The sequence below is a fragment of the Undibacterium sp. KW1 genome (genome assembly GCF_009937955.1).
GTDB lineage: Bacteria > Pseudomonadota > Gammaproteobacteria > Burkholderiales > Burkholderiaceae_D > Undibacterium.
In genome coordinates, this window is the sequence record NZ_AP018439.1 from 1,383,042 (window position 1) to 1,396,957 (window position 13,916).

Consider the following 13,916-nt stretch of genomic DNA (forward strand, 5'->3'; position numbering starts at 1 on the left):
TTGCCGACTCTCCTTTTTTACATAAATCAACGCAGGCTGTTAATGATAATGATCAACGCAGCTTGGTTCTGAGTGCATCCATCATTTTGGGTATGCTGTCCTTGCTCATGCTATCGACTATCCAGCCCAGGCCCATGGGCACAGGCCCCGGATCAGTGAATACCTGATATTTGACGACAGTCTTGCCGGGGTTATCTGCCAAAGGAGTCAGTTCCCAATAGCCTGAGGTGTCGGCGATGGTTTCTTCCTGCTTCAGGCCTTCCCATGGCTGCAATTTCCAGCTCAGGTTGCATGTGGCAGGGCTGACTTTGGGTGTCATCTTGAGGCGGTATTTTTTCACTTTCCCCAGTGGCAGGTTCAGGGTGAAATCGACCAGAGCAGATTCATCGGCTTGGCGTGTGACTTTTGCCTTGGCGGTATTCGGCATGAAACTGGGATAATCTTCATACGCCTGTATGGTGGTGCAGACCTTGGCGACCGGGGCATTCAGGATAGTACCTGCGGCAAAGGTTTTGCCGTTGCTGTCCGCCTTGCTCTGGTCAATTAACTGCACCTGGGTTTCAGTGAATTTGCTGGCGTCCAGTTGGGCTGCTTGCGTGCTCGATAGCGCCAGCAAACTGGCAGTGATGCCGGTTAAAACAATTGCATGCTTCATGGCTTGTCGATACCTTCGCGTATTTTTTCTATGTTCACGTTTTTCAGATATTCCGGGATGTTTTTCCACATGCTGTGGTAGCCATAGCCACCCTTCATCAACTCTTCCAGCGCCTTCTCTTTACTCCAGGCCTGATACAGGATGCGGTACATCGCAGTCACCAGGCCAGTACGGTCTGCACCATGCATACAATGCAAAAGCACGGGGCCGTCCTTCTCTGCCGCCTTGATGGCGCGCAGAGCCGAGATGACGTTGGCATCATTGATGCTCCAGGTATTGATACCTATGCGTTGCAGCTTGATATTGGAATCTTTGAATATGCTGGTATCAGAATGAAACGAGCGCAGGCTGACCACAGTCTTTATGCCGAGTGATTGCAATAGCGCCACATCTTTGCTGCCGAGCTTGGCACTGCGGTAAAAGTCCTGGTTCACACGATACAGATTTTGCGTCTCTGCAACCGGAGTGGCCCAGTCTTCAGGTCTTACAGTTTGTGCTCCAGCCACAGTCGAAATCAATAACATACCGGAGCAGGATAGAGCGGCCAGCCTGGCCAATGAAGACCAGGTTTTCAGGCCTGTCCTGAATCGTTTATTTCGCATCTTATTTCGCGCCTTGTTGAGCATGCTGTTTGTACGAATAAATATAGAGAAAAGTCGCACCGATGAAGCCTAGCCAATAATCAGTGGGCACGCCCAGTAGCCAGTGCACATGCCATGGTACATCATGGGCATTGAAGCGCGAGATGCCATAGGCCGGGTTCATGACAAACCATAAAAAATCTTCTGCTACCCAGAATGTCATGATGCTGGCAATCGCACGGCATTCCAGCTTCAGCGTCCATTGCTGCAGCATGGCAAAGGGGAAATGAAAAAATAGAGTGATGAAAGGGAACACCCAGGCATGGTAACCCGTCATCGCCCGGCCACCCCAGAAGATATCGAGCAGCCAGTGTTTTTCTATGCGCCAGGTAGGCAAGTTGGCGGCCCAGCCTGCGCTACCTTCTATCTGGATTTCTACTTGCGCAAAAAATAGCGCCAGGATGCAGGCAAAGGCAAAACAGGCCAGGAAGGGCATGAATGCGCTTTTAGTTGAACGATTAGCTAAATTGTTAGCTGAATTGTTAACTGAGTTGTTAGCAGATATCATAGTCAAACCAGAACTCAAACCGGTGTATTCAATATGGCTTGCAAGACCTGCGTTGCTGCTTTAGGGCGCCCCAAAGCCTGCGCCTTGTCATGCATGTCGCGCAATTTATCTGGGTGCTGCAACAGGTAATTCAAGCGGTAAGCGAGGCTGACATCATCATAGGCTTTCAACGCAACGCCCTGTTCCAGCAAAAAGTCAGCATTGCGCTCTTCTTGCCCCGGTATTGGTGAGTTGACGATCATGGGCAAACCCATGGCCAGACACTCGGAGGTAGTCAGCCCGCCGGGTTTGGTAATGACCAGGTCAGCGCAAGCCATGAGGCGTTCTACCTTGTCGGTAAAGCCCTGAGGCAGCAGGCGGCCAGGATAACGCAGTGCGAGTTTTTGCAGGGCTTGCAGTGCAGGCGCATTTTTACCCGCGAGCACGATGAGCTGGAAATTGCCTGGCAATGACAGCAAGCGCTCTGCAACTTCATCCAGGCCGCCCAGGCCCGCACCACCGCCCATGAGCATAAAGGTTTGCAGCGCAGGATCAAGTTCAAATTCTGCCGCACAGATTTCCCTGTCCAGATGCTGCGTAAAGGCGGGCATGATAGGGATGCCAGTGACATGAATGCGCTCAGCCGGTATGCCATTGATGCGCATGCGGTCTGCCACTTCTTCGCTGGCGGCAAAATAGCCAGCCATGTGATCATGCACCCACATTCTGTGCAAATCAAAGTCGGTGACCTGTACCCAGACCGGGCAATGCAGCCTTTCTTTGCGTAACAGGCGGGACAGCATTTCTGCTGGCAAGAAATGCGTGCAGACGATGACATCTGGCGCAAAATCAGCTATGGCTTGCAGCAATGGGCGGGCGTTCAGGCGCTCTATGCCACGCCTGAGTTTTTCCATGGTGCTATCAGATTGCGCTTCATTGGACGCATGGTAGAGATAACCCCACAGCGTCGGCGCTTTATTGACGAGCTTGATATAAAAATCAGTATAAATCTTGCGAAATCCGGCGGTAACAAAATCCATTACATCCAGATGCAAGACTTCCGTATCGGCGGGATAGGTCAGCGCCGTTGCCTGTATGGCCTGGGCGGCACGCTTGTGACCAGCGCCAGCGGATACGCTTAATAGCAAGATTTTTTTCTTGGGCATGGACTTTGGTGTCGGTAAAAAACACCGAGGATATCATGCTCTGTATACCCTCATGCCAATTTGGGCACCTGACTATCTCGTCAATATCTTCTCAAAGAGAATAGTCAGGGCTGTTGAACAGCTTTAAGGTTGCAGGCGGGAAATTTTCCATGCGCCATTTTCATCGCGGGTATAGATGATACGGTCGTGCAGGCGCGAGCTGCGGCCTTGCCAGAATTCGACGCGCTCTGGCAGCAAGCGGTAACCACCCCAATGGGCAGGGCGAGGAGGTTGGTCACCAAATTCTGCCACTACGGCAGCCAGTTTTTGTTCCAGCGCTTGCCTGTCCGCGATAGGCTGGCTTTGTTGCGATGCCAGTGCACTCTGACGGCTGCCCAGCGGGCGGCTATTGAAGTAGGCATCATTTTCTGCATCGCTGAGCTTTTCTATGCGGCCTTCTATACGCACCTGGCGCTCCAGGGGAATCCAGAAAAACAGCAGCGCCGCGTGCGGATTACTCTCCAGATCCTGGCCTTTGGCGCTGTCGTAATTCGTGAACCAGGAAAAGCCACGTTCATCAAATTCTTTGATAAGGACGATGCGTGAGCTGGGTTTGCCATCAGTGCTGACTGTCGAAAGTGTCATGGCATTGGGTTCTGGCACATCGGCCTTCAAGGCCTGATCGAACCAGCTGGCAAACTGACTGTAAGGTTCAGGCTTTACATCAGCTTCTGCCAGGCTGGCTTTTTTGTAGTCGGTGCGGATATCAGCTATGGACATGTATATCTTTCATATCATATTCAGAAATATTGCAGGGTGTTTGCAGCTTGTTTTATGCAGCAATGCCACGTCTTGCCTGCATGGCTGCACCCAGGGTGGCCATTTGTGCATCAGAAAACAGACGTTTTGCCATCGGGGCGATCTGTGTTTCTTCTATCTGCATGTGCTCGCCATACAGTGCTTGAAATTCTTTTACTGCGGTATCAGACAAGTGTGCTGCGCTTGCTGCGGCAATGGCAGTTAGCTGCTTTTCGAGCTGGCTCCATTGCGCGGCCATGTCTTCATGCTGACTCAGGATTTTTGGCAGCAGGGTGGCCAGCAAGCTGGCATCCTCGTCTCTGGCCGTTGCTTGCAGTTCAGGTAAGAGATTGATTTCTTCATCTTCGTGGTGCAAGGGCGCTGCTTTGATAAAATAATTCAGGACTGACTGCGCCGCCTGCTGCGCATCCTGGTCTGCGCCGTTGCTAGGCAAATGTTCCAGCAACTTGCCCATGGTCGCCAGTTGCTTGCGTATGCGGTCATGGCAATGCTTGAGAACGGCCAGGGGCTGATCAAAGCCTGGGGCGCTGTCGAATAGAGTATTCATGTTCATTTTACCTGTATTGATACGCTTATTATGCAATAGACAGGCTGGCCCTGCTTGCGTCATATCAAATTCAGGTTCACAGATTCTCAGCCATGCAGATATATTCTCCGGCAATCGGTTTGATACGGCAGTCCTGCGGGCATACAGAAATGCTCTCCTTCAAGTCTTGCAAGGCATAGCCTAGTTGCTTTAAAAATGCCGGAACCCTGTCTTGCGGCATGCCAGATAAAAAGGGCTCTGCTTTTTTCCTCAGGAAAAAGTCGATAATCTTGCTGGCTGGCCGAAAATTGGGTTGGCCGTTGGCCTGTATCTCCATCCAGGTAAAAACCAATGCTGTTTTGGTGGCTGCCATCTGCATTTGTTTCAACAAACTGGCTATATCATCGCATGTTAAATACATCAACAAGCCTTCTGCGATGAACAGGGTTTTCAGGTCAGGATTGAATGCCTTGCAGTCGCTTAATACCTCATTCAGTTTTTGCTTACCCAGTTCGGCACCTATATAGTGTATGCGCTGCGCTCCTGCGGCCGCTGCTGCCCCCGATGTTCCAGCCGCAGCGCGCTTGATGGCCTGCGTAGCCGGGTGATCGATTTCTATCAGTCTCAAGTCTGGATATGGCGTAGCAAGCTCCATGCATAAGGTATCGTAACCCGCGCCGAGCAAAACGATCTGGCGGGTACCGGCAGTGATTGCGCGGGCGACATATTCCCTGATGAGTATTTTGCGCAACACGTAGTGCTGCAAGATGCCGGGCAGGGTGATTTTTGCCGCTGCATAGGCAAGGCTGCGAAACCAGTGCCGTGCAGTCAGCCTGGACAGGCGCGGGTGGCTGACCCGTAATAAACGCTGGCCAAGCGCCGCCATGGCTGCCGGTACCAAACCTGCGTAAGCCGGATCACGCGCCAGCATCTGCACCCCAGCTGCAACGATAAGAGCGGTGTTGCTGGCCTGATCTGTTTTCATGCTGCCTGCTCCAGGTGTGTTGCAAACATGGCCGTATGATGGCGTAGCCAGGTACTCTGGAATAGCGATTCAGGATCAAGACGTTGTTTGTAAGTCAGGAAGTTTTCAAAATTTGGATAGCAATGGCGAATTTGCTCAACCGAGGCAAAGCGCCCATAGGTCAGATAAAAACTGCCATCGCGTTTGATGGCGAGATCGATCAGCCGGCGGAAAGCCGCAGCGGTTGCGGCGATACCGCTTTCTGTATGTTCAGTGTGCAGATTGAAAATCACGCAGGCATAGTCTTGTCTCGCCCATGGCAAAAAGCTTTCTGTATCGGCTTCTATCAAACGCACCGTGCCGTAAATGAGATCGACAGCATGCTGGCGAAAGTCTTGTGCGGCATCATGCATGAAGGCTGTCAGTGCAGCCCTGGGTACATATAATTCACCTATCATTTCGGAACCCTGGTGTCCGAGTAGCTCGTCTATTTTTTTGTGATAGCCGTCAAGATAGGTTGTTTGCTGCAGTCTGTCACTCCAGTAAATCTGGCCTGAGCTGGCCATATAGTGCTGGGCGTAGCAATCAAAGGCGCGGCTTTTGTCTACATGCGCGAGCATCAGTAATTGCTGCCATTGCTCATCGCTGAGCGCATGTTCTTCGCGTATGTTGCTGGCGTTTGATACCGGGCAATAACAGGAGAATACGCCGCGCTGCAAAAAGTCAGGGCTGGCTGGGTCTATGGCAAACTGGAAGTCACCGTAGACATAGCCAGCATCCATGCGTTGCTGGAAGGCTGGCTTCAATTCATCCAGCGAGATGATGCTGACATCGCGCCGCATTTTTTGTCTTTGGCTCAGGCGCAGACTGACTTTGGTGATTACCCCAAATACCCCGTAGCCACCTATTGCCAGTCTGAATAAATGGCTGTTTGTGTCGCGGTTACAGTGCTGTAATCTGCCCTGCGCATCCAGCAGACTGAAGCTCTCTACATCAGCGATAAAAGGGCGCATTTGCAAGCCCCGTCCATGCACATTCGCTGACAGGCAACCGCCTATGCTGAGGTCATCGGCACCGGTCTGTTTTTGCCGTATCGCCCACGGCTGCGCACGGTCTTTCTGGCCTGCTTCCAGATAATCAATCAGGGCTGGCCATTGTATGCCAGCCTCTACCGTGATGATTCCCAGCTCGCGGTCAAAATGGAGTACCTTGTCCATGCCACGCATGTCCAGCAAGATGGCATCTTCTGCAAACTGTTGCCCACCCATCGCATGTCTGCCTGCGCTGATGGCAATTTTCTTGCACTGGCTTTTAGCTTTCTCCAGCGTGGCGGCAAGCTGGGGGAGGCTGCTTATTTCTATGATCTCGCTGACCCTGGTCAGGTTCAGTGCGGAATGAATGTCATTGACCGTGTTTGTGGTGTGCTGCTTGTGCATGCTGTTTTCTCCTTGATAGAAGATTGCATTTTGCAATTCAAGGTATTGATATACAATCTAATAAAAATTAGTATTGAATATCGATACCATTAACCATGTCAGAAGCCACTTTGAGTTTTATGGAAAACCTTTCAACACAGAGACACAGAGGAGGCACAGAGGGGCACTGAGAAAAGCAAAGTACATACCGAGGTGAGCGCTCATGCTTTTCTCTGTGTCTCTGTGGTGAACTTTTTGTCTTGCCTTAATGCATACAATTCTATTTATCCCAAAAATGGACGCGCCATGAACCTGACTCAGCAAATCACGATTGCCCTGAAAAAACACCTGAAGCAAAAAGGCCTGACCTATGCACAACTGGCGGCACATCTGCAAATCAGTGAAGCCAGCGTGAAACGCCTGTTTTCTGAATCGACCTTCACTGTGCGCAGGCTGGAGGCGATCTGCCAGTTACTGGAGCTGGATTTCCTGGAGCTGGCCAGACTCGCACGCGGCCAGCAGGAACTCACGGGGGAATTATCTGACTTGCAAGAGCAGACCCTGGCAGACCAGCCCAGGTTGCTGGGCGTTTTTTATCTCTTGCTGAATCAGTGGCAAGTCCGTGAAATTGCCAGGCAATTTGAGATTGCAGAAACGGAGTTATTGCAGTTGTTGATGAAGCTGGAACGATTGGAATTGATAGAGCTGCATCCACATAACCGCATCAAGTTACTGACCCATACCACTCTGCAATGGCGTGAGGATGGGCCTATACGCAGAAAATACCAGTCCAAGGTTATGGAAGAATTCTTGCAGAATGATTTTCATGATGAGCAGGCGACTTTGCGTTTTGAAACGCGCGAGCTCAGTGCTGCTTCGATTGCTGTTTTACAAAGAAAAATGGCACGGCTGTTGACCGAGTTTAATGAACTGGCAGATATTGATGCCAGCTTGTCATCAGAACAAAGACAGGGCATGGCCTTGTTGATGGCGACCCGGCCCTGGGTCTTTTCTTTATTCTCTGATCTGAAGCGCAAAGCCGGGCGTTAAAGTCACGCCGGTTCTTGCATCAAGTAAAATAGCGCCTGCTTACAATGTCCAGCCTTTTGGCGCAATTTTCTTATGCAAGATGTAATAGATATCGATTTTGAACGCCGCTTTGGTGGCATTGCCCGTTTATATGGAGCGGCAGGTCTTGAGCGTTTCAAACAGGCGCATGTTTGCGTCATAGGCGTGGGCGGTGTAGGCTCATGGGTGGTAGAGGCGCTGGCACGGAGTGCCATAGGCCGCATCACCATGATAGACCTCGACAATGTGGCAGAATCGAATATCAACCGCCAGATACAGGCTAATACCGACACCGTAGGCAAAGCCAAGGTCACTGCACTGGCTGAGCGCATCGCCCTGATCAATCCCTATTGCAAGGTGAATGAGGTCGAAGACTTTGTCACACCAGACAATCTTGATGTCATGCTGGGTCAGCCAGGTTTTGATTATGTGATCGATGCGATAGACAATGTCAAAGCCAAGACCGCACTGATCGCCTATTGCCGCCAGCATGCGATACCGCTGATCACCATAGGTGCAGCAGGTGGGCAGACTGATCCCGGCAAGATAGAAATTCGTGATCTCTCACGCACCGAGCAAGAACCTTTGCTGGCACTGGTACGCAAGCGCCTGCGCCAGAACCATGGTTTCCCGCGTGGCGCAAAAAGCAAATTTGGGATTGATGCCGTGTTTTCCATGGAAGCGCTCAGCATGCCTGAGACTGCCGAGGCTTGCGAAATCAGTGCCGATGCAAGCACTAACACCAGTGCTGGTGTCACTGGCCTGAACTGTGCCGGTTTTGGCTCATCCATCGTCGTGACAGCATCCTTTGGCCTGATGGCAGCAGCCCAGGTGTTGCGCAAGCTGGCTGCACCTGTCCCACTAAATCAAGGAGAATAATTTCTATCCATGTGGAAATATTTTCGTTTGGAAACAATCGTTTATATTGTGTGGGGAAAATAGCTCAGACATTGTTGAATTACTTTTCCTGCCTTGAGTTATTGCCACTTAGCATTTAAAGTCAATTGACGGACGGCTTGCACGCTCCGTGTATCTCTATTGGTTCTGAGACATCAGACCCGATTCAAAAAGCACCGTGGTTCAGCCATGGTCTGTCACGTTCAACTCTGTGTTTGCGGAGGCAAGTATGTTTCAGGACATTCGTATCAAGACCAAGCTCATCTTCAGTTTTATCTTGCTGACCGTATTGGTGTTATCCATAGGAGCAGCCGGCTTTTTGAGTCTCAACGCCAGCAATAATTCTATTAAAACAGTTTATGACGACAGGCTGGTCGCCCTGGGCCAACTGGATGGCGTCATGCGCCTTATCATGCGCAATCAGGTCATCGTTGCCAAGGCGATGACGGACGATCCTGAAAAGGCTGCAGCGCATATAGATGCTGTTGAAAAAGGCAGGGCAGAGGCGAGCAAGATATGGGCAGAATACATGGCGACCTACCTGACATCAGAAGAAAAAGTCCTGGCTGATCAGTTTGCTGCCAAGCGCAAGCAATTTCTCGATGAAGGTTTAAATCCCGCCCTTGCAGCATTAAAGAACAAGGATATCGACGCTGCATCAAAACTCTTCCATGGCAAAGTCGATCCCTTGTTCCTGAATATGAAAGAGAATATGGATGCCCTCATACAACTGCAGTTGAATGTGGGTAAATCTGAATATGAGGCTTCGCAAAGCTTCTTCCACAGCTTCCAGGTTTACGCGACGATTTTCATCGTCTTGTCAGCCTTGTTTGCATCTGCCATGGGCATCTGGCTGATCAACAGCATTTCACGGCCTCTGAACTATGCGGTGGAAATTGCGAATAATATTGCAGCAGGTGATTTGCGCCAGGAGATCGAGGTAAGCTCCAGGGATGAGGCAGGGGAATTGCTGCAGGCCTTGTTCAATATGAACCAGAGTCTGATTGCCATCGTCAGCCAGGTAAGGACCAGCACCGATACGATTTTTACTGCATCGAATGAAATCGCTACCGGTAACCTGGATTTGTCTGAGCGCACAGAAAGCCAGGCCAGCTCACTCGAAGAAACGGCATCATCGATGGAAGAGCTGACTTCAACAGTGCAGCATAACGCCGCCAGTGCTTCGCAAGCCAATCAACTGGTGATGTCTTCATCTGACTTTGCCAGCAAGGGCGGTGATGTGGTTGGTCAAATGGTTAGTACCATGGGTGCAATCAAGGACAGTTCACGCAAGATTGTCGATATCATCGGCGTCATCGATGGCATCGCCTTCCAGACCAATATCCTCGCCTTGAATGCCGCGGTGGAAGCGGCCAGGGCTGGTGAGCAGGGGCGCGGTTTTGCTGTGGTGGCGTCTGAAGTGCGCAACCTTGCGCAAAGATCAGCCAGTGCTGCCAAAGAGATCAAGCAATTGATCGGAGACTCTGTGGCTAAAGTCGATGCCGGTACGGCACTGGTGGATGAGACCGGTGTTACCATGGACCAGATCGTGACATCCGTCAAACAGGTCGCCGAGATCATGAGTGAAATTGCCGCTGCAGGGGCGAACAAAGCCGGGGCATAGAACAGGTGAATGTGGCGATCACACAGATGGATCAGGTGACCCAGCATAATGCTGCTCTGGTGGAAGAAGCCGCTGCTGCGGCCCAAAGCCTGCTTGAGCAGGCTGATAATCTGCATCAGGTGGTCGGTGTGTTCAAGGTCGCAGGTCTGCCCGAGGGTGGTAATGTCATCAAGACCGGCAAATTCAAAAAGGCAGAAGCCGCGAACCAGAACCAGCGCAAGACTTTGCGTCTGGGCTGAATACAGGACTGAATATTTACCTTGGTGCGGACTGCAAATAAAAGAGCCTGTCTGATTTTCATCAGGCAGGCTCTTTTATTTTACGGTTTGTCTTAATTGTCGAGTTTGAAATTAAATTCGAGCAAAGTAGTCAGTGGCTTGGAAATCGGCGCGTATTTCCATTGAGACGCCGCCGCAATCACTTCCCTGTCAAAATGCTTGGGTGGATTGGCTTTGACAATTTCTACCTGAGATACCTTGCCATCCGTATCGACATGCACACGTGCACTGACTACCCCTGAGGTGATGCCCGCACGTACTGCAGTGCTAGGGTATTTGGGCTGGACGCTGGAGACGACTTTTAAAGTCAGGTTTTCAACCGGTGCCGCAACTGGTGCAGGCTTTGGTGCAGCAGCGACCACTGGCGGTGGCGTTTCTACCGGCTTGGGCGCAGCGACAGGTACCGGGGCAGGTGCGGTTGCCGTTGCTGATGCCGCTTTAGGCGCATCTTTTACCTTGGCTGCCAGGGCTTTTGCTTCTGCTGCCGCTTTTGCATCCTTGGCGTCTTTAGCCTCTTTTGCTTCTTTGGCCTCTTTAGCTTCTTTCGCCAGTTTTTCTTCTTTGGCGATTTGCGCGGCTGACTTGTTGGATGCCATATCCATCCACTTGGTCACATCGGCAGTATCAGCATGTTTGACAGGGTTTTTTACCAGGCCTGTTGGCATGGCTGTCGATGAAGGTGCCTCTGGTGCACTGGCAACAGGAGCAGGCTCCGGTGTTTTTTGGCAGGCAGTAATGAGCAAGGCACTGGATGCCAGGCTGAAAGTGAGAAATGATAACTTCCCTGTTGTTTTAGTAACTACCGTTTTCATATTACTCCAGACAAAAGACCGTTTTTAAAGCTAAAGTGAAATCAAGCAATCGGCTGTATTTCAGCGGAAAAATGCTTGCATGAAAATAGTGCATTTCAAAAAAGATGCAATAAATTAGTGCAAAATTATTTTATCTGCTGCTTAGGAAATTTTCACAAATCCGTACGGCTATCCTGCCATGGATGTAGGCACTTAGCAATATTCAAATCACAGAAGTGATTGAAATCATGAAAATTCACCGATCAAAATGGCATAAATTTCGCATATCCATGCATGATTTGTGCCAAATGCAGGCTAAATCATTTAATTGATAAGAATTGTGAAAAAAAAGCCAACTTCTATTGAAGCTGGCTTGTAGTATTGTTACGGGATTATGATGATGTTGTTTAGCGCTAAACAGGCTTTATTCAGGTCAGGATTTTCCGAACACTTCGTTCAATTGTTGGGTGACCCGGATGAAGGTCGTGCGCTTGGTCAGCTCCTTAAGTTTGTGCGCGCCCACATAAGTGCAGGCCGAGCGCACGCCACCGAGTATGTCCTGCAAGGTTGCCTCGACCGGGCCGCGGTAAGGAATCAATACTTCCTTGCCTTCTGACGCACGGTATTTGGCAACACCACCTGCGTACTTGTCCATGGCAGCGCGGCTGCTCATACCGTAAAAACGTTTGAATTGCTGACCATCGCGTTCTACCAGATCGCCGGCACATTCATCATGACCAGCCAGCATGCCACCGAGCATGATAAAGTCTGCACCGGCACCAAAAGCCTTGGCCAGATCACCTGGTACGACACAGCCACCATCGGCACAAATCTGCCCGCCCAGACCATGCGCAGCATCAGCACATTCAATCACTGCTGATAATTGCGGATAACCCACACCCGTCATCTTGCGTGTCGTACAAACTGAGCCCGGGCCTATGCCCACCTTGACGATGTCGGCACCGGCCAGTATCAGTTCTTCAGTAATGTCACCGGTCACCACATTGCCTGCCATGATGGTCAGGTGCGGATAAGTGGTGCGCACTTTTTTGACGAAATTGATAAAGCCTTCGGTATAACCATTCGCCACGTCTATGCAGACGTATTCTATGGCGTTCTGGGCGCGCGCCATGACGGCCGAGAATTTCTCGAAATCTGACTGAGTAATACCCATCGAATAAAAGGCCGTGGATTTCTTTTGCAAGGCAGAGAAATAGGCAACCAGTGCATCTTCATCATAGTGCTTGTGCAGGGCAACCGATAATTGATGCGGGTCCAGTGCGGCGGCCATTTCCATGGTGCCGGTAGAATCCATGTTCGCAGCAATGATGGGAATGCCGTGATAAGTCTTGCGGGAGTGATGAAAAACGAATTCGCGTTCCAGATTGACCTGCGAACGGGAGGTGAGGGTGGAACGCTTGGGACGTATCAAAACGTCCTTGAAATCCAGCCTGAGGGTTTCTTCTATATGCATGACGACTCCAGTATGCGCCTGGCGGACGCGGGAAATCACGACCAGACGCAGTGATGCCATCAAGTCGTTGAGCCGTACTTGAGTATAGTGCAAAATTTTTCCCCGGCTTGATCTGATTATTAAATGAAGTTTATAAGCCAGCGCATATACTGTTGCACCAAAAGCATGCTTAATGCTTTCAGCGACAATTAGTGGCATACCCCCTTGCCTTTATCGGCAAAATCATGGCCTGGAACTGGCATAAATTCCCATTCGTAAGACTTGTCGTGCAAAGTCAGTTTCAGTACGCCATGGGTGGAGTTGTCTCGTATCTCCGTCCCCCCTTTGGGTAAAAACATCGGTGTCAGTTTAGCCCCGCCAGTACCGACCACAAAACTGCGTATGCCATTCTTGTCGTCCCTGTCGCCATTCGCATCCAGTGGCGCAAAACGCTCGTAATCATGATCATGCGAAGTCAGGACCAGATCTGCCTTGGCTGCTACCAGCATGGCCCAGGTTTCCTGCATGTTCTTATTATTGCCATGGCCGCCTGAGCTATATACAGGGTGATGCCAGAAAGCCAGGGTGCAGTTTTGTTTGTTGCTGGCCAGCTCTTCTTTCAACCATGTCATCTGCACTTGCATCTGGCTGGGGTCGAGATTGCTGTTGAGCGAGAGCACCAGCCACTTGCCCAATTGCGTTGAATAGTAGCCGCGCCTGTCAGGCCCGGCCAGTTCTCCAAAGTAATTGTAATAACCCAGGGCCTTGGGCATACCGTAATCATGGTTGCCCGGTGAAGGCAGGGTTTTATCCTTGAAGCGTCCCCAGGTGGGCTCATAGCATTTGGTGAATTCTTCTGGCTTGCCTACCGGGTAGGTATTGTCACCGAGGGTAATGGCTCGTGCTGTATTGTCTTTGGCCAGGCCGGCGGCTATCAGCTCTGCGGTTCTGGCTGCCATGCTTTCTGCAGGAGGTTGCTTGCGGCAATCGGCAATGTCCCCAGCCACATAGACCGTTGTGCTGACAGTTTTTTCTACAGGTTTTTTGCCAGGTTTCCTGGTTTTATCTGTGGCCTGTGCTGACAGGATAAACAGGGTGGAGAGAGCAATAAGCAGGCGGGAAATACGCATGGATTTTTCTTATGAAACTTGGT

General features: G+C 50.8%; 13 protein-coding genes and 1 pseudogene. 3 read left to right on the plus strand and 11 right to left on the minus strand.

All coding sequences use genetic code 11. From position 1 onward, the window contains the following. Window positions 1-52: 52 nt before the first annotated feature. From UNDKW_RS06165 to UNDKW_RS06200, 8 genes are all read right to left on the minus strand, one after another. On the minus strand, window positions 53-655 hold the full coding sequence (locus UNDKW_RS06165) for an SRPBCC family protein (RefSeq protein WP_162057988.1): 603 nt from the start codon (window positions 653-655) through the stop codon (window positions 53-55). Then, window positions 652-1,257 carry a dual specificity protein phosphatase family protein gene (locus UNDKW_RS06170; RefSeq protein WP_162057989.1) on the minus strand — a complete coding sequence of 202 codons (606 nt, stop codon included), beginning with the start codon at window positions 1,255-1,257 and terminating at the stop codon, window positions 652-654. Before UNDKW_RS06170 ends, UNDKW_RS06165 begins: the two co-directional genes overlap by 4 nt. Window position 1,258: 1 nt before the next feature. Further along, entirely contained in the window at window positions 1,259-1,732 is a 474-nt protein-coding gene (locus tag UNDKW_RS06175; protein ID WP_162057990.1) for a hypothetical protein, read from the minus strand. An 86-nt stretch (window positions 1,733-1,818) separates the two neighbouring features. Beyond that, window positions 1,819-2,949, minus strand: coding sequence for a glycosyltransferase (locus UNDKW_RS06180; RefSeq protein WP_162057991.1), 1,131 nt, complete (start codon window positions 2,947-2,949; stop codon window positions 1,819-1,821). A 123-nt stretch (window positions 2,950-3,072) separates the two neighbouring features. Next, on the minus strand, window positions 3,073-3,708 hold the full coding sequence (gene pdxH / locus UNDKW_RS06185) for a pyridoxamine 5'-phosphate oxidase (RefSeq protein ID WP_162057992.1): 636 nt from the start codon (window positions 3,706-3,708) through the stop codon (window positions 3,073-3,075). A 52-nt stretch (window positions 3,709-3,760) separates the two neighbouring features. Then, on the minus strand, window positions 3,761-4,294 hold the full coding sequence (locus UNDKW_RS06190; RefSeq protein ID WP_162057993.1) for a hemerythrin domain-containing protein: 534 nt from the start codon (window positions 4,292-4,294) through the stop codon (window positions 3,761-3,763). Window positions 4,295-4,370: 76 nt separating this feature from the next. Next, complete coding sequence (locus UNDKW_RS06195; RefSeq protein WP_162057994.1) at window positions 4,371-5,258, minus strand: class I SAM-dependent methyltransferase; 888 nt, start codon at window positions 5,256-5,258, stop codon at window positions 4,371-4,373. After that, window positions 5,255-6,673, minus strand: coding sequence for an FAD-binding protein (locus UNDKW_RS06200; protein WP_162057995.1), 1,419 nt, complete (start codon window positions 6,671-6,673; stop codon window positions 5,255-5,257). The genes UNDKW_RS06195 and UNDKW_RS06200 overlap by 4 nt, the downstream gene beginning before the upstream one ends. A gap of 285 nt (window positions 6,674-6,958) precedes the next feature. On the opposite strand from UNDKW_RS06200, the gene UNDKW_RS06205 reads away from it, so the two are divergent. The 3 genes and pseudogenes from UNDKW_RS06205 to UNDKW_RS30930 all read left to right on the plus strand — a co-directional run bounded on the left by UNDKW_RS06205 (window position 6,959) and on the right by UNDKW_RS30930 (window position 10,480). Continuing rightward, a complete protein-coding gene (locus UNDKW_RS06205; RefSeq protein ID WP_162057996.1) occupies window positions 6,959-7,702 on the plus strand; it encodes a helix-turn-helix transcriptional regulator in 744 nt (247 codons plus the stop codon). A gap of 72 nt (window positions 7,703-7,774) precedes the next feature. Next, entirely contained in the window at window positions 7,775-8,599 is an 825-nt protein-coding gene (gene tcdA / locus UNDKW_RS06210; protein WP_162057997.1) for a tRNA cyclic N6-threonylcarbamoyladenosine(37) synthase TcdA, read from the plus strand. Between the two features lie 247 nt (window positions 8,600-8,846). Continuing rightward, window positions 8,847-10,480: pseudogene (locus UNDKW_RS30930) on the plus strand (methyl-accepting chemotaxis protein). A gap of 92 nt (window positions 10,481-10,572) precedes the next feature. Here the strand turns inward: UNDKW_RS30930 and UNDKW_RS06220 are convergent. From UNDKW_RS06220 to UNDKW_RS06230, 3 genes are all read right to left on the minus strand, one after another. Continuing rightward, the gene (locus UNDKW_RS06220; protein WP_162057998.1) at window positions 10,573-11,331 is read right to left on the minus strand and encodes an energy transducer TonB; all 759 of its coding nucleotides are present in this window, start codon (window positions 11,329-11,331) and stop codon (window positions 10,573-10,575) included. A gap of 412 nt (window positions 11,332-11,743) precedes the next feature. Further along, complete coding sequence (locus UNDKW_RS06225) at window positions 11,744-12,784, minus strand: GMP reductase (RefSeq protein WP_162061797.1); 1,041 nt, start codon at window positions 12,782-12,784, stop codon at window positions 11,744-11,746. A 188-nt stretch (window positions 12,785-12,972) separates the two neighbouring features. Continuing rightward, on the minus strand, window positions 12,973-13,893 hold the full coding sequence (locus tag UNDKW_RS06230; RefSeq protein ID WP_162057999.1) for a metallophosphoesterase: 921 nt from the start codon (window positions 13,891-13,893) through the stop codon (window positions 12,973-12,975). Window positions 13,894-13,916: the final 23 nt, after the last annotated feature.